At 72.5% G+C, this 19,758-nt stretch carries 18 protein-coding genes; 8 read left to right on the plus strand and 10 right to left on the minus strand.

Translation table 11 applies throughout. The features are described from left to right. A complete protein-coding gene (locus J2Y69_RS08210) occupies nucleotides 1-684 on the plus strand; it encodes a winged helix-turn-helix transcriptional regulator (protein ID WP_310019442.1) in 684 nt (227 codons plus the stop codon). A 190-nt stretch (nucleotides 685-874) separates the two neighbouring features. Here J2Y69_RS08210 and J2Y69_RS08215 read toward each other — a convergent pair whose 3' ends face one another. Beyond that, on the minus strand, nucleotides 875-1,699 hold the full coding sequence (locus tag J2Y69_RS08215; RefSeq protein ID WP_310019444.1) for an HAD family hydrolase: 825 nt from the start codon (nucleotides 1,697-1,699) through the stop codon (nucleotides 875-877). Between the two features lies 1 nt (nucleotide 1,700). Further along, complete coding sequence (locus J2Y69_RS08220; RefSeq protein ID WP_310019446.1) at nucleotides 1,701-2,549, minus strand: exodeoxyribonuclease III; 849 nt, start codon at nucleotides 2,547-2,549, stop codon at nucleotides 1,701-1,703. A gap of 114 nt (nucleotides 2,550-2,663) precedes the next feature. On the opposite strand from J2Y69_RS08220, the gene J2Y69_RS08225 reads away from it, so the two are divergent. After that, complete coding sequence (locus tag J2Y69_RS08225; RefSeq protein ID WP_310019448.1) at nucleotides 2,664-3,701, plus strand: DUF389 domain-containing protein; 1,038 nt, start codon at nucleotides 2,664-2,666, stop codon at nucleotides 3,699-3,701. Nucleotides 3,702-3,834: 133 nt separating this feature from the next. Then, the gene (locus J2Y69_RS08230) at nucleotides 3,835-4,287 is read left to right on the plus strand and encodes a DUF6611 family protein (protein ID WP_310019451.1); all 453 of its coding nucleotides are present in this window, start codon (nucleotides 3,835-3,837) and stop codon (nucleotides 4,285-4,287) included. Between the two features lie 414 nt (nucleotides 4,288-4,701). On the opposite strand, the gene J2Y69_RS08235 is transcribed toward J2Y69_RS08230, so the two are convergent. Further along, complete coding sequence (locus tag J2Y69_RS08235; protein ID WP_310019453.1) at nucleotides 4,702-5,244, minus strand: YbhB/YbcL family Raf kinase inhibitor-like protein; 543 nt, start codon at nucleotides 5,242-5,244, stop codon at nucleotides 4,702-4,704. Between the two features lie 259 nt (nucleotides 5,245-5,503). Between J2Y69_RS08235 and pyrE the strand changes: the two genes are divergently transcribed. Beyond that, nucleotides 5,504-6,019 carry an orotate phosphoribosyltransferase gene (gene pyrE / locus J2Y69_RS08240; RefSeq protein ID WP_310019723.1) on the plus strand — a complete coding sequence of 172 codons (516 nt, stop codon included), beginning with the start codon at nucleotides 5,504-5,506 and terminating at the stop codon, nucleotides 6,017-6,019. 154 nt (nucleotides 6,020-6,173) lie between these two features. Then, a complete protein-coding gene (locus tag J2Y69_RS08245; RefSeq protein ID WP_310019455.1) occupies nucleotides 6,174-7,103 on the plus strand; it encodes an ROK family protein in 930 nt (309 codons plus the stop codon). Between the two features lie 861 nt (nucleotides 7,104-7,964). On the opposite strand, the gene J2Y69_RS08250 is transcribed toward J2Y69_RS08245, so the two are convergent. From J2Y69_RS08250 to J2Y69_RS08265, 4 genes are read right to left on the minus strand one after another with little or no spacing between them, the layout of a single operon-like run. Continuing rightward, the gene (locus tag J2Y69_RS08250) at nucleotides 7,965-8,120 is read right to left on the minus strand and encodes a hypothetical protein (RefSeq protein WP_310019457.1); all 156 of its coding nucleotides are present in this window, start codon (nucleotides 8,118-8,120) and stop codon (nucleotides 7,965-7,967) included. Continuing rightward, complete coding sequence (locus J2Y69_RS08255) at nucleotides 8,117-8,689, minus strand: YdeI/OmpD-associated family protein (protein WP_310019459.1); 573 nt, start codon at nucleotides 8,687-8,689, stop codon at nucleotides 8,117-8,119. The genes J2Y69_RS08250 and J2Y69_RS08255 overlap by 4 nt, the downstream gene beginning before the upstream one ends. Before the next feature lies 1 nt (nucleotide 8,690). Then, on the minus strand, nucleotides 8,691-9,545 hold the full coding sequence (locus tag J2Y69_RS08260; protein WP_310019461.1) for an HAD-IIA family hydrolase: 855 nt from the start codon (nucleotides 9,543-9,545) through the stop codon (nucleotides 8,691-8,693). 44 nt (nucleotides 9,546-9,589) lie between these two features. Beyond that, entirely contained in the window at nucleotides 9,590-10,420 is an 831-nt protein-coding gene (locus J2Y69_RS08265) for an alpha/beta fold hydrolase (RefSeq protein ID WP_310019463.1), read from the minus strand. A gap of 62 nt (nucleotides 10,421-10,482) precedes the next feature. Between J2Y69_RS08265 and J2Y69_RS08270 the strand changes: the two genes are divergently transcribed. Both J2Y69_RS08270 and J2Y69_RS08275 read left to right on the plus strand, forming a co-directional pair. Further along, on the plus strand, nucleotides 10,483-11,220 hold the full coding sequence (locus J2Y69_RS08270; RefSeq protein ID WP_310019465.1) for a response regulator transcription factor: 738 nt from the start codon (nucleotides 10,483-10,485) through the stop codon (nucleotides 11,218-11,220). A gap of 13 nt (nucleotides 11,221-11,233) precedes the next feature. Further along, nucleotides 11,234-12,724: a sensor histidine kinase gene (locus J2Y69_RS08275; protein WP_310019467.1), complete on the plus strand. Its 1,491-nt coding sequence runs from the start codon at nucleotides 11,234-11,236 to the stop codon at nucleotides 12,722-12,724. A 15-nt stretch (nucleotides 12,725-12,739) separates the two neighbouring features. Here J2Y69_RS08275 and J2Y69_RS08280 read toward each other — a convergent pair whose 3' ends face one another. Continuing rightward, a complete protein-coding gene (locus J2Y69_RS08280) occupies nucleotides 12,740-13,945 on the minus strand; it encodes an alpha/beta hydrolase (protein WP_310019469.1) in 1,206 nt (401 codons plus the stop codon). 240 nt (nucleotides 13,946-14,185) lie between these two features. Here J2Y69_RS08280 and lysX point away from each other — a divergent pair, with 240 nt between their 5' ends. Further along, nucleotides 14,186-17,572, plus strand: coding sequence for a bifunctional lysylphosphatidylglycerol synthetase/lysine--tRNA ligase LysX (lysX, locus tag J2Y69_RS08285; protein WP_310019471.1), 3,387 nt, complete (start codon nucleotides 14,186-14,188; stop codon nucleotides 17,570-17,572). On the opposite strand, the gene J2Y69_RS08290 is transcribed toward lysX, so the two are convergent. Both J2Y69_RS08290 and J2Y69_RS08295 read right to left on the minus strand, forming a co-directional pair. Then, nucleotides 17,523-18,854 (minus strand): heparan-alpha-glucosaminide N-acetyltransferase domain-containing protein, encoded by a 1,332-nt coding sequence (locus tag J2Y69_RS08290; protein ID WP_310019473.1) that lies wholly within the window; start codon nucleotides 18,852-18,854, stop codon nucleotides 17,523-17,525. The genes lysX and J2Y69_RS08290 overlap by 50 nt on opposite strands. Beyond that, nucleotides 18,851-19,666, minus strand: coding sequence for a DUF998 domain-containing protein (locus J2Y69_RS08295; protein WP_310019475.1), 816 nt, complete (start codon nucleotides 19,664-19,666; stop codon nucleotides 18,851-18,853). The genes J2Y69_RS08290 and J2Y69_RS08295 overlap by 4 nt, the downstream gene beginning before the upstream one ends. Nucleotides 19,667-19,758: the final 92 nt, after the last annotated feature.

Genomic DNA, 19,758 nt, shown 5'->3' on the forward strand with positions numbered 1-19,758 from the left:
ATGGCCGCGCGCAGCTACGGCCAGTACTGCGGAGTGACGACGGCCGTCGAGCTGGTCGGGGAACGATGGGCGCTGCTCATCATCCGCGACCTGCTCGTCGGGCCCCGGCGTTACACCGATCTCAAGCAGGGCCTGCGGCGCATCCCCACCAACATCCTGTCCACTCGTCTCAAGGAGCTGCAGGAGGGCGGGGTCGTCCGGCGGGTGCCGCTCATGAACTGCGGCCTCGTCTACGAGCTCACCCCCTACGGCCGGGCGCTGGAACCGGTCGTCCTCGCGCTCGGGCGCTGGGGCTTCCAGGCGATGGGGGACCCCGAGGAGGGCGATGAGGTCACGCCCGACTCGCTGACGATGGCCCTGCGCACCTCCTTCCGGCACGACGAGGCGCAGGATCTCGACGTCGAGCTGCACGTCGGAGACGTCGTGCTGCGGGTCCGCGTACGAGGCGGCGTTCTCGACGTCGCCCAGCTCGCGCCGCCGGCGCCGCCGGTGAGCGGGGCCCTTCCCGAGGGCGTCGCCGAGGCGGTGATCGTCGCGGGGCCGGGGATCCGGCTGCTGATCTCCGGCGAGGTGTCTCCCGCGGAGGCGCTCGCCCAGGACCTCCTCGCCGTCGTGCGCGGCGACGAGTCGGTGCTCGACGGCTTCGCGCGCACCTTCCACATCGATCCGGTCGTCGTCGCCTGACCCGCCCGCCTGGTCCCGTCCCTGACCCAGACCCAGCCCGCGAGACTGCAACTGCGTTCCCAGACTGCGCGATTTTCGTGCGGTCTCGTGACGCAGTTGCAGTCTCGCGGTCAGGCGGACCCCGGCGGGACGGCGGACCCCCGGCGGGACGGCGGGCGCCTGGACGGGACGGCAGCCCGAGGCCCGCGCCTCAGACGAGGAGGCGCTCGATCGTGACGGCGACGCCGTCCTCGTCGTTGGGCGGGGCGATCTCGTCGGCGGCGTCGCGCAGCACGTCGATCGCGTTGGCGACCGCGACCCCGCGTCCCGCCCATCGCAGCATCTCGAGGTCGTTGAGTCCGTCGCCGAAGGCCACGACCTCCTCTCGCCCGATCCCGAGGTGTGCGCACAGCTGCGCGAGCCCGCTGGCCTTGGTGACGCCTTCGGCCATCACCTCCACGAACGGTGCGCCGGACAGCGTCGCCTCGAATCCGGCGAGCCCCAGCCCCTGCAGCGTGCCGAAGATCTCATCGAGGGTGGCGTCGGGATGGCGGATCACGAGCTTCAGGCTGGGTTCGGCGACCACCTCCGCGAGCGGTGCGCCGCCCATGGTCCGTGGATCGCGCTTGTGGTCGCTGAGCCGGGCGAGCGCGGCGTAGCCCTCCTGCGCGACGAAGCGCTCGCCGGCGTGGCGCACGCTGGCGAACAGCACGCCGGGGAGGGCCACGGTCAGGGCATCGGCGATCTCGCGTTGCACGACGGCGGGGATCTCCTGCGCAAAGAGCAGGTCGCCGGTGGTCAGGTGGATCCCGAACGCGCCGTTGCCGCACAGCGCCCAGCCCTCGAACGCGGCGCCGGCGGCGACCTCGCGCAGCCCGATCGGCTGCCGCGCCGTCACGGGGACGACGAGGATCCCGGCAGTGCGCGCGGCATCGAGCGCGGCTCGCGTCCGCGGAGTGACGACCCCGTCGGCGGAGAGGAGCGTGTGATCGAGGTCGGTCGCGATGAGGCGGGGCAGCGCCGGAGTCGCGGGCATGTCAGGAGAAGATCATCGGCAGATCGTCGTCGTCCTCCGCGCCGCTCGCCGGATCGAACTCGACGACGACGGGCACATGATCGCTCGGCTGCTCGCCCTTGCGCTCCTCGCGGTGGATGGAGGCGCCGGTGACCGCGTCCGCGAACGCCGGCGAGCCCAGGACGAAGTCGATCCGGATGCCCTCGTTCCGCGGGAACTTCAGCCGCTGATAGTCCCAGTAGGTGTAGCCCTGCGGAAGGATCGGGCGCACCACGTCGGTGAGGCCGGCTCCCTCCAACGCGAAGAACGCCGCGCGCTCCTCGGGGGAGACGTGCGTGGACCGGCCGACGACGATGTCGGGGTCGCCGTTGTCGTCGTCGAACGGGATGATGTTGAAGTCGCCGACCAGCGCCAGCGGTCGGGCGGGGCTGGCGGCGATCTCGGCCGCGGTGGCCGTGCGCAGGGCGTCGAGCCAGTGCAGCTTGTAGACGAGATGCGGGTCGTCGAGCGAGCGGCCGTTGGGCACGTACAGGCTCCAGACGCGGACGCCGCCGATGGTCGCGCCGAGCGCACGCGCCTCGAGCGGGGCGTCGGGACCCTCATGTCCCTTCGCGAACCCGGGCATCCCGGCGAAGGACGTCGCGACGTCGGTCATCGGCTCACGGCTCGCGATCGCGACGCCGTTCCACTGATTGAGGCCGTGCACCTCCACGTGATAGCCGGCCTCCGCGAAGGGTCCATAGGGGAACTGCTCCGGCTTGCACTTGATCTCCTGCATGGCCAGCACGTCGATGTCCTCGCGGACGGCGAACTCGACGGTGCGGGCGACACGGGTGCGGATGGAGTTGACGTTCCAGGTGGCCAAGCGCATGCCTCCAGCCTACGGTCGGCCGCCGACACGTGCGTCGCGTCCGAACGGGCGCGACACGCGTGGCCTCATGAGTCCGATCCGGCGCCGCGGCCCGTCCGGCGAGATGATGGCGGCATGCTGTCCGTGCGCGTCACCGCCCCCCGCGAGCTCAGCCGCTCGCTCCGCGACCGGCTCTCGGAGGAGCCGACGGTCTGCGATCTCGTCGTGATCCCCGATGCCGCCCTCGACGGACGGGGCGACGTCCTCGTGTTCGAGATGGCGCGGGAGAACGCGAACAACATCATGCGCCTGCTGCGTCACTCCGGCGTTCCGGCGCAGGGGAGCATCGTGGTGTCGGAGCCGCTCACGGTGGTCTCCGACGCCGCCATGGCCGCCGAGGAGGCGGCGCCGGGACATCCGTCGGACGGGGTGCTCTGGGCGCAGCTGGCCGACAGGTCCCGCGAGGACGCCCGCCCATCGGTCTCCTTCTTCGTCTTCCTGCTCCTGGCCACGCTGATCGCCGGGATCGGACGCCTCCTGGACCAGCCGATCCTCATCATCGGCGCCATGGTCGTCGGCCCGGAGTTCGCCCCGATCGCGGCGATCTGCTACGCCGTCGTCCGTCGTCGGCGCGGGATCGCGGGATCGGCGCTCGGGACGCTGGTCGGTGGCTTCGTCGCGTGCGCGCTCATCGCCTGGGGCGTGTGGGCCGCCGCCTTCGGGCTCGGCCTCATCACCGTCGAGCAGGCGACGACGGGGCCCGCGACCGAGTTCATCGTGTCGCCCGACATCTGGTCGTTCATCATCGCGCTCCTCGCGGGCATCGCGGGGGTACTGTCCCTGACGACGGCGAAGTCGTCGGCGCTCGTCGGGGTGTTCATCTCGATCACCACGGTCCCCGCCGTCGGCACCATCGGGCTGACCCTCGCGGTCGGCGCATGGGATGAGGCCCTCGGCTCGGCGGTCCAGCTCCTGGTGAACATCGCAGGCCTCCTCATCGCCGGGGTGGTGACGCTGTTCGTCCAACTGCACCTCGGCCGATGGATCGGGCGACGGGCGCCGCGGCGACGCCGTCCGAGGCCGCAGGAGGCGGAACGTCGTCCCGGGGCGCCGGACGTGGAGCGCGCGGACGTGGACGGCACGGACGTCACGGGCGTCGTCGGCTCGGCCTGACAAGGCGCAGCAGGCGGGAATCGAGGACCGGTTCGCAGGGAATCCGTGAGCTTCCGGTCCGTACCGGGCCTTCGGCGCATGCGTTCCGTGAGAGACGGTGCCGTGCTCATGCGCTCGGGCGCAGAGTGCTCCTATGGCAATCGATCAGCGATCCGGCGGTGTGTCCTCGCGGCGAGCGCACGCGTCGGCCGGTCCTCTTCCGCGGTGGGGCTACGTCTCACGGACGGCCGGACGGTATGGCACGGTGTCCTCGCGCCTCGTCGTCTATCCGCCCGGCGCGACGGACGAGCAGAGGTTCGCGGCGGACCTCGCGCATCGATATGCGCCGATCGCGGTCATGGGAGGCGTGCTGGGGTGGGCGATCCTCTCGGGCCTTGGATGGTCTCCGGAGGGGGCGGCGGTGCTCATGGCGCTCGCCACGATCCCCGCTGGCGTTTTCCTCGCGGTCAGGGCGGCGCCCGTCCGCCGTCGCACGATGGCGCTCGCGACGTGCTGTTTCGCGGCCCGGCCGCAGGATCGCGACCTCGCGGAGCTGAACCGGTTCGAGGCCTTGGCGGGGGCGATCGAGGGCGCGGCGGATGCGTGACGCTCCGGGGCGATCGACGACGAGGCGTTCCTCGGGGTCTGGCGGGCCGTGTACGCGGAGGTGGATGCGCGTTCCACCGCGCTCTCCCTCCCGCGGAGCCCGTCTGCTCGGTCTGTTCCGTCTGTTCCCTCTGCACCGCCTGCGGCCTCTGCACCGCCTGTTCCCTCTGCTCGATCTGCGGCCTCTGTACCGTTCCTTCCGTCCGCGCTGTCGAATCCTGCGGACGCGGCGAGAAGAAGCGCCGCGTCCGCAGGAAAGCGCAGCGCATCGGCAGGAAAGAGCAGCGCAGATCAGGGATGAGCAGCGCAGGCCGGGATGAGCAGCGGGTCAGCGATCAGACGAGTTAGCGGCCGGACGAGTCACCGGTCGGACGGGTCAGCGGTCGGGCAGGTCAGCGATCAGACGGGCAAGCGGTCAGCGGTCGGACGGGTCGGCGGTGCCGGTGAGGACGCCGCGGGCCAGCGTGTGGAAGTGCCGGTTGAAGCCGAGGATCGCCGGGGTCTCGTCGCCGGACAGCCCGAGGGACTCCACGTCCAGCGCGTCGACGACGAAGATGTAGCGGTGCGCCCCGGTGCCGGCAGGCGGCGCCGCCCCCACGAATCGCGGGAGGCGAGCCTCGTTGGGCAGGGTCAGGGCAGGGGCGGGGAGCGATCCGGGCTCGCCGTCGCCCGCGCCCGCGGCGAGGGAGCGGACATCGGCGGGGATGTCGCACACCGCCCAGTGCCAGTAGCCCGATCCGGTCGGCGCGTCCGGGTCGAGGCAGGAGACGGCGAAGCTCTTCGTCCCCTCCGGCGGCTCGCCCCAGGACAGGGCGGGGGAGCGGTCGGCTCCGCCCCGGGACGACGACCAGGCCGTGACCGGGAGCGGACCGCCGTCGGTGAGGTCGGCGCTCGTCAGCGCCAGCGGGGCGAACGGGCGCAGACGCGCAAGCGCGGCATAGGGATCGACATCGAGCACGACGGCCTCCTCGGACGGGACAGGACGGAACGGGATGCCGTCATCCTCGCATCAGGGATCGTGTCTGGCCAGCCCTGCAGGGACGTCGGCTCGGTTCGTCCCTCTCGCTCCGCTCCTGCCCGGCAGAGTGTCCGAGATCGTGACCGGAGGATGCCTGCCGCGCGATCTCGATCGTGTCGGAGCTGCGTCCTAGACTGGCTGCGTGACGCTCAGCACCCCCGAACTCGACGCAGACCGCCAGGCGCTCATCGCGCTGATCATGGACGAGGCGGTGTTCCACGGGGACTTCACGCTCTCCAGCGGCAAGAAGGCCACCTACTACGTCGACATGCGCCGTCTGACGCTCGACCACCGCGCGGCTCCGGCGATCGGGCGGATCATGCTCGACCTGGTGGGCGATCTCGACATCGTCGCGGTCGGCGGCCTCACGCTCGGAGCGGATCCGATCGCGAACGCCGTCATGCACGCCTCGGTCGGGACCGACCGTCCGCTCGATGCGTTCGTCGTGCGTAAGGAGCCGAAGGACCACGGCCGCGGTCGTCAGATCGAGGGCGCCGATGTCGCCGGTCGCCGTGTCGTCGTGCTGGAGGACACCTCCACCACCGGGCAGTCCGCGCTGAAGGCCGTCGAGGCGCTGCGTCGTGAGGGCGCGGACGTCGTCGCCGTCGCGGTGATCGTGGACCGGAAGACGGGCGCGCAGGCCGCCATCGAGGCCGAGGGGCTGGAGTGGCGGGCCGCGATCGACCTCGACGACCTCGGGCTCGATCCGCAGTGACCGTGAGCCGGATTGGTTCCGTGAGCCCGATTGGTTCCATGAGCCCGATCACCGGCACGACCGGGGCACACCTGCACGATCAGATCGACGATCTGGTCGTGCAGACGTACCGGGGTCGTGCATCCGTCCGCGTCGAGGCCGAGGAGACCGTCCGATGACCGATGCCGCCGCTCCGGGGCACCCGCAGACAGGGCTCGCCCTCGCCGTCGATGTCGGCGGCACCAAGCTCGAAGCGGCGCTCGTCGCAGCGGACGGCCGGGTCGTCCCCTCGTCGCGCAGCCGTCGCCCGACCGGTCCGGATGCGACGCCGGAGTCCCTGCGCCTCGCCGTCGCCGAGGTCGTGGCCCACGCGCTCGCCGCGCGGGACGGCGACGCCGTGCTCGTCGGTGCGGGAGTCGGCAGCGCCGGTCCGATCGATCGTGAGCGCGGCCTGATCCACCCGGTCAACATGCCCCACGCGCGGGGGTTCGACCTTCGCGCCGCCGTCGCCGACGGTGCGGTCGCGGCCGGCGCTTCGATCTCGACCGTCCTCGCGCACGACGGCGGATGCCTCGCGCTCGCCGAGTCCTGGCTCGGCGCGACGCAGGGCGCCCATACCTCCCTCTCGATCGTGGTGTCCACGGGCGTCGGCGGCGGGTTCGTCGTGGACGGCCGGTACCTTCCGGGCGCGAGTGGCAACGCCGGGCACCTCGGTCAGGTGCACGCCGACGGCGCCCTGACGCTGGAACAGGTGGCATCCGGCCCCGCCAGCGTCGCCTGGGCGCGCACGCAGGGCTGGTCGGGGGAGCGCGGGGAGGACCTCGCGCGCGACGCCGCGGCCGGCGACCGCATCGCCAGAGCGGCGATCGAGCGCTCGGCACGGGCCGTGGGCGAGGCGCTCGCGGACGCGTCGACCCTCGTGGACCTCGAGGTCGTCGCGATCGGCGGCGGCTTCTCGCGCGTCGCCGACGACTACGTCGAGCTCGTTCAGGAGGCGCTCACCGCCACTGCCGTGCACGACTACTCCCGGCGGACCCGCGTGGTCCGCTCCGGCCTCGGCGACGAGGGCCCCCTGATCGGGGCGGCGGCACTCGTCCTGCGCTGATTCCTCGTCCGGGCAGGTCCCGGCGGGGTGTGTCCGGGCGAGCGTGTCCGGATCCCTGTGTGTCCCGGTCCCTGTGTGTCCCGATTTTGGTTGTTCATGGGCGAATGAGCGACCAGAAGTGGGACATGCACCCGCAGAAGTGGGACACGGGCCGGCAGAAACGGGACATGGAGCGGCCTGTGGTGGCTGGGGCCAGCGGCGTCGACGCGGTGTGTCCCGATTTTGGTTGTTCATGGGCGAAGGAATGACCAGAAGTGGGACATGTACCCGCAGAAGTGGGACACGGCCCGGCAGGCAGGCAGGCGGACAGGGTGGTGGGTGGATTGCCGTCGACATGACCATGTCCCACTTTTGGTTGTTCAGGGGCGAAGGAACGACCAGAAGTGGGACATGCACCCGCAGGAGTGGGACGCGGCCGGGCAGACAGACAGGCAGACAGGCAGACAGGCAGACAGGCAGACAGGCAGGGTGGTGGGTGGATTGCCGTCGACATGACCATGTCCCGAATTTGGTTGCCCAGGGGTGGTGGAACGACCAGAAGTGGGACACGGGCCGGCAGAAGTGGGACACGGAGTGGTCCGTGGTGGCCGGGGTCAGCGGCGCCGACGCGGTGTGTCCCGATCCCGGTGTTCCGAATTGAGTGTGTCCCGATTTTGGTGTGTTCTGGCGGGTATCTCCCGATCCTGGTCTCCCGATCTCGGTCTCCTGATCCCGGTGTGTCCCACTTTTGGTTGCTCCGGGGTGGCGGAACGACCAGAAGTGGGACATACACCCGCAGGAGTGGGACACGGGCCCGGGGACAGAGGCAGGACCGGGGGCAGGAGCAGGGTCGGGGACGAAGACAGGGCGCCGGACCGGGGGTCAGCGGCGGGGGTCGTCCTCGTCCCAGGGGCCTTCCCACCAGCCCCGCTGCTCGCCGGAACCACGGCGGGAACGGACGAACTGCACGATCCACACGGTGAGCGTCGTGACCCCGATCAGGAGCATCACCCACAGCAGCACGGTGCTCTGGTTCATGGTCTGCGCCCTTCTGCCGCCTCGGCGACGATGCCCGCGATGCGCTTCGCCCGCGTCTCGGGACGCTTGGCCATCGCGATGTTCGTGAGCCCGAGCTTCCTCGCCGAGGATGGGAAGCCGTCCCAGGCCGCGCGGGCGGCGGGGACCGCGTCGAGGGCGGCGGCGAGGTCGTCCGGCTCGATCCCGGCCTCCGGGCCGTCCAGCACCGTCCAGGCGCCGTTCGCCTTGGCCGCCTCGATCACGCGGATCCCGGCCGGGGCGAGGAGGCCTGCGGCCTCCAGCTCCGCGACGCGGGCCTTGTTCGTCGCCGCCCACCCGCTGGACGCACGGCGCGGGGCGAACCACAGTCCGCCGACGCTCTCGTCGAACGTGCGGGTCGGACCGTCGACCCACCCGAAGCACAGGGCGTGCCGGACCGCGTCCTCGTAGTCGACGAAGACGCCGTCGGCTCCGGGGCGTGCGCGCAGGAGCCAGGCGCCCGCGGAACGGGCGTGGTTCTCCTCCAGCCAGGCGCGCCAGAACGCGGCGTCGGGCGCAGCGATCCGCTCGCCGTCGTCGAGGGCGCCCATCTCAGTCCGCCGAGACGCCCGAGACGCCCGCGTCGGACCCCGCGCCCGCGTCGGACCCCGTATCCGGGCCGTCGAACCCATGGCGCGGCAGGAGGTCGATCACTCCGCCGACCACCTCGTCGGGGCGGAACGGGTACTTCTTCAGCTCCGCGCGGTCGCTGATGCCGGTCATCACGAGGACCGTGTGGAGCCCCGCCTCGATGCCGGCGACGATGTCGGTGTCCATGCGGTCGCCGATCATGCCGGTCTTCTCGGAATGCGCGCCGATCTTGTTCAGCGCCGAGCGGAACATCATCGGGTTCGGCTTGCCGACGACGTAGGGCTCGCGGCCGGTCGCCTTCGTGATGAGGGCGGCGATCGCGCCGGTGGCCGGCAGCGGGCCGTCGGCGCTGGGGCCGGTCGCGTCGGGATTGGTGACGATGAACCGCGAGCCGCCGGCGATGAGCCGGATGGCCTTGGTGATCGCCTCGAACGAGTAGTTGCGCGTCTCGCCGACGACCACGAAGTCCGGGTCGGTCTCGGTCATGATGAATCCGGCCTCGTGGAGGGCGGTGAGGATGCCCGCCTCGCCGATGACGAAGGCGGAGCCGCCGGGCTGCTGCTGGCGGAGGAAGTCGGCCGTCGCGAGCGCCGAGGTCCAGATCCGCTCCTCCGGCACGACGAGACCGCTCGCGCGGAGGCGGGCGCTGAGGTCGCGCGCCGTGAAGATCGAGTTGTTCGTGAGCACCAGATAGGGGATGCCGTCGCGCTCCCAGCCGGCGAGGAGATCCGCGGCGCCGGGCAGGGCGTCGTTCTCGTGGACCAGCACACCGTCCATGTCGGTGAGCCAGCATTCGATCTCGGTACGTTCGGCCATGACCACAGCCTAGAGGCGACGGCTGTCGGGCGGGTGAGGGCTTCTCAGGGATGCGCCGTGAAGAACGCCGCCGCCCGCGCGGGCCAGGTGCGGATCGCCGCGACGTCCTCGGCGACGACGGCCTGCGCGTCGGGCAGCAGCTCCGCGAGGCGCTCGGTGGTCGACACGGGGTGGCCCGGATCGGTCGCCCAGGCGAGGAGGAGAGCGGGCACGCGGATCCGCGCCACCTCGGTCGGGTCGGGGAGGTCGCTCGTGCCCGCGCCGCGGAGGACGGAGGGGAGGAGCGCATGATCGATGTCGGGCAGCGGCGGAACGGCCCCCTCCTCCGCGAAGATCGGCGGCAGAGGGGCCGCGGCCGCGATGACGGCGAGCTCGGCGGGCGTCTTCGTCTCCGCGTCGGCGGCTGCCGCCGCGTACACCCGCTGCTGCGGCGCCCTGGTCTCCCAGGCGGTGGGAGGCGCTGCCAGCGCGACCGACCGGAACCGCTCAGGACGACGGGTCAGCGCGTGCAGGATCGTCCCCGTCCCCATCGATGTGCCGATCGCGTGCACCGGCTCGTCCGGCGAGAGCAGGTCCGCGAGCGCGAGGAGGTCCCCGGCAAGCGAGGACCAGCGATAGTCCTCCGGGACGGCGCGGCCGGAGGAGTGCCCGTGCCCGCGGGCGTCGTAGGCGACCACCCGGAACCCGGAGCCGGCGAGGTCGTCCCAGGGGGTGAGCCCCTGCTCGCGCTCTCTGGCGCGGCTCATGGTCAGTCCGTGGGCGACGATCACGAGCGGCCCCGACCCAGTCGCCGGCCCGGTTGCCGACCCGGTCCCCGATCCAGCCACCGACCAGGCGAGGCGGGCGCCGTCGACCTCGATGTAGCGGTCTTCCATGCCTCCAGCCTGGCACGCGCCGCGCTTATCCTGCGCACAGGAACGCCGGGCACAGTGGAGTCATGGGCGAGGGCACGGTGCGGGGCGAGAGCCCGATCAGGGTGCTGATCGTCGATGACGAGCCGAACCTGCGTCACCTGCTCGCCGCGGTGCTTACCCGTCAGGGCTGGGCGGTCGAGACGGCGGCCACCGGGCAGGCCGCGATCGACGCCGCCCTGGGGCTGCGCCCGCACCTCATCGTGCTGGACATCGTCCTCCCCGACATCGACGGGATCCAGGTGCTGCGCACGATCCGGGCCGACCTGCCGGACACGATGGTGCTGTTCCTCACCGCGAACGGCACCGTGGCCGGTCGCATCACCGGCATCTCCGCGGGCGGGGACGACTACGTCGCCAAGCCCTTCAGCATCGAGGAGGTCGTGGTGCGGCTGCGGGGTCTCCTCCGCCGCAGCCCCATGCTCGCGGCGGGCGCGCCGACCCCGCTCCTGGAGGTCGGGGATCTGGAGCTCAACGAGGACAGCCACCGGGTGAGCCGCGCGGGCGAGGACATCGTCCTCACCGCGACGGAGTTCGCGCTGCTGCGGTTCCTGATGCTGAACGCCGACCGGGTGCTGAGCAAGGACCAGATCCTGGACCGGGTGTGGAACTACGACTTCGGGCGCGAGTCCAACATCGTCGAGCTCTACGTCTCCTACCTGCGCAAGAAGATCGATCGAGGGCGCGACCCGATGATCCACACGATCCGCCGCGTCGGCTACGTGCTGCGGGCGGCCGTCGTCCGGGAGGTGCGGCCCCGGTGATGAGGACCCGGTGATGAGGCTCCGCGAGCGTGCCGCGCTGCGGGAGGGGCTCCGGCCCCGCACCCTCCGCAGCCGGCTGCTGCTGATCGTCTCCGGCCTGCTGCTGGCGGCGCTGGCCGTGTTCGCCGCCGTATCGATCGCGATCCTGCGGCAGAACCTCGTCGCGCAGGCCGAGACCGCGCTGTACCTCTCGGCTGAGAACACCGCGACGCAGCTCATGGATGCGCTGGATGCCGACGGACGGGTGCCCGTCTACGGCGCGGAGTACGGGCCCACGCTGTCCCCGGACGCGTTCTCCGTGGTGGTCGGAGCGGACGGGGGCATCACCTCCACCTACCTGAGCCGGGACTACGACATCCGCCCGCTCACCGCCGACGAGGTCGCGCTTCTCCGTGCCGCGGCGGAGGATCCGAAGGGCCGGGAGACGGTCGTGTTCGAGAGCATCGGGGAGTTCGTGATCTCGTCGATGACGATCGAGACGGAGGGGGCGTCCCCCGTCCTGCTGATCAGCGGCGTCGGGCTCAACGAGGCCGACGCCGTGGTCGGCGTCTACGGCTTCTGGATGGGCGCGCTCGGCGTCGGGGTCGCCCTGCTCGCGGTGCTCGTCGGGCACCGGATCGTGCAGAGCGCGCTGCGTCCGCTCGAACGCGTCGCCGCCGTCGCCGACCGCGTCGCGCAGACGCCGCTGGACTCCGGCGAGGTCGCGCGGCAGGGCCGGGTCCCGCGCGATGCGCGCCACGCCGGCTCCGAGGCCGACCGGGTCGCCGAGACGCTCAACCGCCTGCTCGACCACGTCGAGTCCTCCCTGAACACCCGCCATCGCACCGAGGAGTCGATGCGCCGGTTCATCGCCGAGGCGAGCCATGAGCTGCGCAACCCGCTGGCCTCGATCCGCGGCTATGCGGACTTCTATGCGCAGCCCGGCGCGGACGCCGCCGAGACTGCGGGCGCGCTGGGCCGGATCGGCGCGGAGGCGCGGAGGATGAGCGGTCTCGTGGACGACCTGCTGCTGCTGGCGAAGCTCGACGCCGATCCTCAGGTGCGGCACGAGGAGGTGGAGCTGTCGCGCCTCGTGGTCGAGGCGGTCGCCGACGCCCGGTTCGCCCATCCGGACCATGTCTGGCGCCTCGGCCTCCGCGCGGACGCCGCCGAGGTGATCGGCGACGAGGACGCCATCCGGCAGATGCTGCTGAACCTCATCGCGAACGCGGGGCACCACACGCCGCCCGGCACCGAGGTGGCCGTCCTCCTCACAGAGACGGACGATGGCACCGAGCTCTCGGTCTCGGACAACGGCCCTGGGATCCCGAAGGCTGCCCTGCCGACGCTGTTCGACCGCTTCACGCAGGTGGAGGACACCACCGAGCACGGCACCCGCGAGCGCACCACCGTCGGGCTCGGCCTCGCGATCGTCCGCGCGCTCGCCGACGCGTCCGGCTACCGCGTGACGGTCGACACGAGCGCGGCGGGGACCCGGTTCACGGTCGTCATCCCGCGCACCTGACGGCCCGCCGCGTCCTCAGGGAGTCTGCCAGCCCAGCTGCTGCGCGACCCACACCAGCCCGTACGGCATGACCGTGCGCGCCGTCGTCCAGGTGTGCCCGAGCCCCGGCAGCACGCGGAGGGTGGTGACGTCCCCCTGGGCGCGCAGGGCGTCGCGGATCTGGGTCGACTCCGCGGCGGGCTCGCCGTCGCCCTGTCCCAAGAAGATCCGCTGACCGGACGCCGCCCCGCGCGCCGCGATCACGTCGAGCGGGGTGTTGCGCCGCCTGGCCGCCTCGTCCGCGACGATCTCCTTCGTGTACGGGACGTTGTACGGCATGATCGAGATCGCGCCGCCGAACACCGCGGGGCTGTGCAGCGCGTAGAGGAGCGAGCCGAGGCCCCCGGCCGACATCCCCGCGACGACGCGGTGCTGTGCGTCGGGGATCGTCCGCAGCCGCGCATCCGCCCAGGAGACGACGTCCTTCGTCACGAAGGTCTCCAGCTGGGGGCCGCCGGGCAGGTCCAGCGGCTCGCCGTCGAGCCGCTCCGCCCCCGAGTTGAGGTCGGGGGAGACCAGGATCACCGGCGGGATCCGCTTCTGCGTGATCAGTACGTCGAGGTAGTAGTCGATGCGCCCGCCGGCGAACCAGTCGGCCGCGCTTCCCGGCGCGCCGTGCAGCGTGTAGATCACGGGGTAGCGGGCGGTGTTCCCCGGGGCGTCGTAGTCCGGGGGCAGGTAGACCCAGGCGCCGCGGTCCGTCACCCCTGCGGAGGTGGAGGGGAGGCCCGCGAGGTACGCGTGGCCGCGGTCGGAGGAGGTCACGCGCTCGCCCGGCCTGGCTGCGGGGTCCGTCCCGATCGCGGCGTCCTTTCCGATCGCGGTCTTCGGGGAGGTGGTCACCGGATCCCGCAGCTTGTCGTCGAGCCATCGGCTGAGGGCGCTGGCGGAGGGGAAGTAGCCGACCCAGGTGTTCACGCCCAGGGCCAGCGAGACGACGAGGAGGACGGCGGTCGGCACCGACCACGCGGTCGCGAGGAGGGCCCGCCGTCGCCTCGTCATGCCCCGTCGCGTCCCGCCCCGTCGCGTCCTGTCCCGTCGCCGCGCCGTGCGCACGACGAGCACGACCCCCAGCGCGCCCAGCAGCAGGGCGCCCGCCGCGGGCCAGTAGGTCGAGAGCAGGTCGGTCCCCGGGTCCTGCGAGATCGTCGCGGGCAGGTCGATGGGCGCGTCGGGATCCATGGCCGTTCCTCTCCTCGTCCGCGGGTGCTCGTCCGTGCCCTGCGGGCGCGCGGAGCGCCTCTCATCGGGCCGTCCTGTCAGCGTAGGAGCGCCGTCGGCGGCCGGACGGCGTTTCCGGACGGAGTCATAACTGGCGCTTAGGAAGGCGCGGGACGATCGGACCGTCCCCACCGCCGACGCCCGTCCCGGGCGGGCGATGACCGCCCGTCGAGCGGGCGCGGCGAGGAGAGGAGCAGACGGATGACGACAGCGATCGCGCAGCACCCCGCCGAGAGACGGCAGCGGGAGCAGGCCGCAGGCCGCGTGCTCCCCCGTCGACTGTTGTCGGGGGTGCCGCTGTGGACCGGCCGCATCCTGCAGGTGGTGGCGATCACGCTCGTCGTCAGTGTGCTGTGGGACGCCGTGCTGCCGGATGGCGTGTACTGGGCCGCGTCCTACTTCGCGGTCTACGGCCTCACCCCGCAGCCCTTCCTCTTCAACGCCGTGCTGCTCTTCATCGCCGGGAGCGCGGCGAAGCGGCGGATTCGCGGCGCACTGATCTTCCTCGTCCTGTTCGAGCTGCCGACCATCCTGCTGCCGGTCGCGAACGTCGTCCTCGGCGGGGGGACGATCCCCGCACCCGAGACGATCGAGGATCTGGTCGCGGCGCTCATCGCCGCCGCACTGGTGACGCTGCTGCTCGTCGCGCGCCGGGAGTTCTCGGCGCGTCTGGAGCGCGTCTCCTACCTGAAGGCCGCCGCGGTCCTCGTCGGCGGCCTGGTCTTCGCGGTCCTCGTCGGCGGTGTCCTCGCCCGGCTCCATCCCGGCGATGCCGATGCCGGGGCGGAGAGCTGGATGTGGGCGTTCACCGCGGCGATCGGGATCTATCCGAGCTGGTGGATGATCCACGGCGAGGGCGCGGTGCTGCATCCGGTCGTGGCGCTGCTCGTCACCTCGATCGCGGCGGTGTCACTGTTGGCGGCGCTGACCATGATCCTCCGCAGCGCCCGCGCCCGTCGCCTGCTCAGCGCGACCGATGAGCTGCACGTGCGGCGGATCCTCGCCGGGAGCCGCACCGACGACTCCCTCGGCTACTTCGCCACCCGCCGGGACAAGTCGGTCGTCTTCTCCCCGGACGGGACGTCGGCGGTGTCCTACCGCGTCGTGGGCGGGGTGGCGCTGGCGAGCGGCGATCCGCTCGGCCCGGAGCGGGCGTGGAGCGGGGCGACCGGCGCCTTTCTCGACCTCGCCAGGACCCGCGGGTGGCGTCCGGCCGTGCTGGCGGCGACCGAGCAGGGCGCCGAGCACTATGCCAGGCAGGGGATGCGGGGCCTGCTCCTCGGCGACGAGGCCGTGCTGCACGTCGATGACGCGCGGGCGCGCCTCCTCCTCCGCAGCCCGCAGATCGCCGCCGTCCGGCGTCGGGCGGCGCGGGCGGGCGTCACGGTGCGCCTGCGCAGGCAGCGGGACTGCGACGAGGCGGAGCTCCGGGAGATCGCCGCCCTCGCCGATCGCTGGCGTGCCGACGATGAGGAGCGCGGATACTCGATGGCGCTCTCGCGCACCGGAGACCCGGCCGATCCCTCCTCGCTCATCGCCACGGCCCACGGCCGTGACGGCGAGACCGTCGCCCTGCTCGTGTTCGTGCCGTGGAACGCCGACGGGCTCTCGCTGGACCTGATGCGCCGCAGCCCCGACGCGGTGAACGGCGTCGTCGAGCACCTGGTGGCGACCCTGGTGTCCGAGGCGAAGGCGTTCGGGGTGCGGCGGATCTCGCTGAACTTCGCCGTGTTCCGCGACATCCTGGTCCGCGGTGCGCGGGTCGGCGCCGGTCCTCTCCTGCGCGTGAAGCGGAGCGCGCTCCTGCTCCTCTCGCGCAAGTGGCAGCTGGACTCGCTCCGCCGGGCGAACGAGAAGTACGCCCCGGAGTGGCGCCGCCGCTACCTGATGCGCGACCGTGGCACGTCCTTCGGGGCCGTGGTGCTCGCCGCCGCCAGGGCGGAGAAGTTCATCGGGGGCTGGCCGCGCGCCGCGCGCCCGCCGGTCACGCTGCGCTCCGACGCCTATCCCCAGCTGGTCGCCGAGCTCGAGGCGGAGGCGGCGTCCGAGGCGGCATCGGCGGCGGCGGCGGTCGCGGCGTCGGGGTCGGCATCGCGGCCGGGGTCGTGCCGCAGCGCGCGCACCCTGCGGGCGGCCATGCTCGCGGAGCGCGGTGTGGCGCTCTACCCGCCGCACGCGCCGCGGACCCACGGCGTCGAGGAGACCATCGCCGACCTCCGTGCGGCGGTGGGCGCTGCCCACGCCGCCCCTGCCGGTCACGCTGTTCACGCCGCTCCTGCCGTTCTTGACGTCCGGTCGGTCGCGGGGCGGGTCGTCGCGCGCCGTCACCACGGGGGGATCGTGTTCGTCGACATCGTGGAGGAGCACGCGCGGATCCAGCTCATCGCCACGAGGGAGGACACGGCGGACTTCGCCCTCCTGCGCCTGCTCCAGCTCGGCGACCTCGTCTCGGCGACCGGGACCCCTGGACGCAGTCGTGCCGGGGAGCCCAGCATCGCCGTCGCGTCGTGGACGCTGGCCGCGAAGTCCCTCCAGCAGCCGCCGGACAAGCGCGCCGGACTCCGAGACCCGGAGGCCCAGGTGCGGCTGCGTCATGTGCATCTGGCGACGGCTCCCAAGGCGGCCGCGCTGCTGCGCGCCCGGTCCCTGGCCGTCCGTGCGCTCCGCGAGGGGTTGCAGGCCGACGGGTACCTGGAGGTGGAGACGCCGATCCTCCAGCGCGTGCACGGTGGCGCCAACGCGCGTCCGTTCGCGACGCACATCAATGCCTACGATCGCGATCTGAGCCTGCGGATCGCTCCGGAGCTCGCGCTGAAGCGGCTGGTCGTGGGCGGTTTCGGGCGGGTGTTCGAGATCGGGCGCAACTTCCGCAACGAGGGGGTCGATGCCACGCACAACCCCGAGTTCACCGCGATGGAGGCCTACCGCGCCTACGCCGACTACGACGACATGCGGGTGCTGGCGGAGGGGCTCGTGAAGCGGATGGCTGTCGCGGTCACGGGAGAGGCGACGATGATCGCCCCCGACGGCAGCCGCGTCGACGTCTCCGCCCCCTGGCGCGCCATCCCGGTGTGCGAGGCGCTCTCGGAGCGGATCGGGACGCACATCGGGGTGGACCTCGGTGTCGACGGGCTCGGGGAGATCGCCCGCGCGTACGGCGTTCGGGTGGCCCCCTCGGACACGGCGGGCGCGATCGTCGAGGCCCTGTACGAGGAGCTCGTCGAGCCGAACACGACCCTCCCCACCTTCTACCTCGACTTCCCCTCGGACACCTCGCCGCTGGCGCGGCCGCACCGCCGGGTCGACGGGCTGTCCGAGCGGTGGGACCTGGTCGCCTTCGGGATGGAGCTCGGCACCGCCTACTCCGAGCTGAACGACCCCGTGGAGCAGCGCCGACGGCTCGTCGCCCAGTCGCTGCAGGCGGCGCTCGGCGATCCGGAGGCGATGGAGGTGGACGAGGACTTCCTGCGTGCGCTCGAGTACGGGATGCCGCCGACCGGGGGCATCGGGCTCGGGATCGACCGCATCGTGATGTCGCTCACCGGCGGGACGATCCGCCAGACGCTCGCCTTCCCGTTCGTACGATGAGCGCGCTCGTCCGCGCCAGCAGCTCCTCGATCGGGCCGCGGCGGAACCGCGCGAGCCACAGGGCCGCGAACGCCACGAGGGCGGCTGTGAACGCGAGGAGCATCCAGACGCTCTGCGCGCCGCGGAAGCTGTGGCCGGTGACCGCCGTGATGACCGCCATCGCGACGATGTGCGCCGCGTAGACCGACAGCACCATCGCGCCGCTCGCGGCCACCGCGCGCAGGGGGATCCGGAGGATGCGGGGGATGCGTGGGACGCGGGCGACGCGGAGGGAGCCGGTGTCGGTGCCGGTACTGGTCGGTGTCGAGAGCCGGTCGCCGAGCGGCAGCAGCACCGCGAGGAGCAGGGCGGCGACGCCGAGGCAGCCGAGCACGTCGGCCCAACTGCCGGAGTGCGGGGCAGGGGTGAGCAGCCACAGCCACGATCCGGTGTCGGTGACGCCGGACTCGCGGAAGAAGATCCGGGCGAACTGCTGGGCGGTGTCCAGGCCGTCGGCGGGGACGATGCTCTGTTGCAGCAGTGCGCTGCCGCCGGTGGCGAGGAAGAGCGCCGATCCGCCGTAGGCGAGGGTGGCGAGCCCCGCCCCGACCGCGCCGAGCCGGACTCTGATGCGTGCGGAGGACAGGTCGAGCCGCCCCGTGGCGAGTCCTGCGAGCACGAACGGCATCCACGTCAGCGCCGGGTAGTCGCCGCTCACGAGTCCGCTCCAGAGCAGCTCGCCAGCGTCGGTGACCGGGCCTGTGATCGGGCCGGCGACCGGGCCGGCGACCGGGCCTGCGTTGGTGAAGGGGCCGGCGGCGGGCAGGGTGCTGCGCAGGACGAAGGAGAGGGGAGGGCCGAGCACCGCCCAGGCGCCCGCGATGAGGAACAGGGGTCGCGCGCCGAGCCGGAGGAAGGGCGTGACGAGCGCGAACCAGAGGCCGAAGGAGGCCAGGATCACCACGACCGGCGTGCCGAGGGCGGTGAGGAGCCCGCCGCACGCTGCGAGCAGCGCCGCTCGGACCAGCGTGGGGGCGACCGGGGATGTGGGGTCTGCGGTCGTGCGGCCGCCGGACCGGGCGCCGAGGGTGGCGCGGTCGTTGCTGGACCGGCCGCCGAGGGTGAGGGAGAGGCCGGCGGCGAAGGCGAACATCGCCGGCATCCGGGAGTGGAAGACCTCCCACTGCCAGTGCACGGTCCCGAGACCGTCGCCGGCGGTCCAGGCGGCCGGGCCGACGTGCGCGACGAGCATGCCGAACACGGCGATGGCCCGGAACAGGTCCAGGCCCACCAGGCGGGTCATCCCGCGCTCTCGGGGCGCCGTCGGATCGTGTCCTGCAGGACTGTGCTGTGCGAGATCGCGTCCTGAGGGGTTGCCGGGGGCTGAGTCGCAGGGCGCTGAGCCGCAGGAGGCTGAGTCGCAGGGTGCTGAGGCGTGTGGTGTCGTCGGATCGCCCGGGAGACCGGGACGAGGGCGGCCAGGTATGCGGCGATGAGGAGCGTCTGCACGCGCTGGACGTAGCCTGCGCCCGCCGGTAGCGTGCCGTCGGCCGCACTGGCGAGGGCGATGACACTGATCGCGACGGTCGAGGCGATCAGGAGCACCGTCCCGATCGCGAGCACGACCCCGAGCGCCGACGGACGGGGAGGCGTGCTCCACACCAGCAGGACGAGCACGATCGCGGAGACGACGACGGCGGTGAGCGCGACGACGCTGGTGACGGTGTGGATCTGGTGCGACAGCCCCAGGGCGCCCGCCGCATCGGCTCGGGCGCAGGCGGCGCTCGCCGAGGTGGCGCAGGCCATCGGGAAGACCACGTCGGCGAGGGTCCCGAGGCCGAAGACCGCGACGGCCGCGGCGACCGTCCGCCCCGGCCACCGCGGATGCGTGGCGATCAGCAGGATCGCGGCGATCGCGGCGAGGAGCCCGGCCGCGCCGTCCGCGAGACGGAACGAGAGGCTGAGCGGCTGGTCCTCGGCGGCGAGCTCCGACAGGTAGGACCGGGCCGGGTCGAGCGGGAACCCCGCCGCCGCCTCGTAGGGCAGTCCGAGGTAGAGGAGGGCCGCGATGAGGAGCAGCACCGAGGCGACGGTCTCACAGCGGGCGCGGGGCATGAGGCGCAGACTAGGCGCCCCCGCTAAGCGCCGGATAAGCGCCCCGTTCTGCGCTGCTGTTCCTCTCTCGCGCTGCTCTTTCCTGTTCCGTT

This window comes from Microbacterium resistens (assembly GCF_031456305.1).
GTDB classification, from domain to species: Bacteria; Actinomycetota; Actinomycetes; order Actinomycetales; family Microbacteriaceae; genus Microbacterium; species Microbacterium resistens_A.

Bases quoted from the DNA above. Each gene is read 5' to 3' on its own strand.
- J2Y69_RS08210 (WP_310019442.1), top strand. From the start codon at position 1: ATGGCCGCGCGCAGCTACGGCCAGTACTGCGGAGTGACGACGGCCGTC.
- J2Y69_RS08215 (WP_310019444.1), bottom strand. From the start codon at position 1,699: ATGCCCGCGACTCCGGCGCTGCCCCGCCTCATCGCGACCGACCTCGAT.
- J2Y69_RS08220 (WP_310019446.1), bottom strand. From the start codon at position 2,549: ATGCGCTTGGCCACCTGGAACGTCAACTCCATCCGCACCCGTGTCGCC.
- J2Y69_RS08225 (WP_310019448.1), top strand. From the start codon at position 2,664: ATGCTGTCCGTGCGCGTCACCGCCCCCCGCGAGCTCAGCCGCTCGCTC.
- J2Y69_RS08230 (WP_310019451.1), top strand. From the start codon at position 3,835: ATGGCAATCGATCAGCGATCCGGCGGTGTGTCCTCGCGGCGAGCGCAC.
- pyrE (WP_310019723.1), top strand. From the start codon at position 5,504: ATGGACGAGGCGGTGTTCCACGGGGACTTCACGCTCTCCAGCGGCAAG.
- J2Y69_RS08245 (WP_310019455.1), top strand. From the start codon at position 6,174: ATGACCGATGCCGCCGCTCCGGGGCACCCGCAGACAGGGCTCGCCCTC.
- J2Y69_RS08250 (WP_310019457.1), bottom strand. From the start codon at position 8,120: ATGAACCAGAGCACCGTGCTGCTGTGGGTGATGCTCCTGATCGGGGTC.
- J2Y69_RS08255 (WP_310019459.1), bottom strand. From the start codon at position 8,689: ATGGGCGCCCTCGACGACGGCGAGCGGATCGCTGCGCCCGACGCCGCG.
- J2Y69_RS08260 (WP_310019461.1), bottom strand. From the start codon at position 9,545: ATGGCCGAACGTACCGAGATCGAATGCTGGCTCACCGACATGGACGGT.
- J2Y69_RS08265 (WP_310019463.1), bottom strand. From the start codon at position 10,420: ATGGAAGACCGCTACATCGAGGTCGACGGCGCCCGCCTCGCCTGGTCG.
- J2Y69_RS08270 (WP_310019465.1), top strand. From the start codon at position 10,483: ATGGGCGAGGGCACGGTGCGGGGCGAGAGCCCGATCAGGGTGCTGATC.
- J2Y69_RS08275 (WP_310019467.1), top strand. From the start codon at position 11,234: ATGAGGCTCCGCGAGCGTGCCGCGCTGCGGGAGGGGCTCCGGCCCCGC.
- J2Y69_RS08280 (WP_310019469.1), bottom strand. From the start codon at position 13,945: ATGGATCCCGACGCGCCCATCGACCTGCCCGCGACGATCTCGCAGGAC.
- lysX (WP_310019471.1), top strand. From the start codon at position 14,186: ATGACGACAGCGATCGCGCAGCACCCCGCCGAGAGACGGCAGCGGGAG.
- J2Y69_RS08290 (WP_310019473.1), bottom strand. From the start codon at position 18,854: ATGACCCGCCTGGTGGGCCTGGACCTGTTCCGGGCCATCGCCGTGTTC.
- J2Y69_RS08295 (WP_310019475.1), bottom strand. From the start codon at position 19,666: ATGCCCCGCGCCCGCTGTGAGACCGTCGCCTCGGTGCTGCTCCTCATC.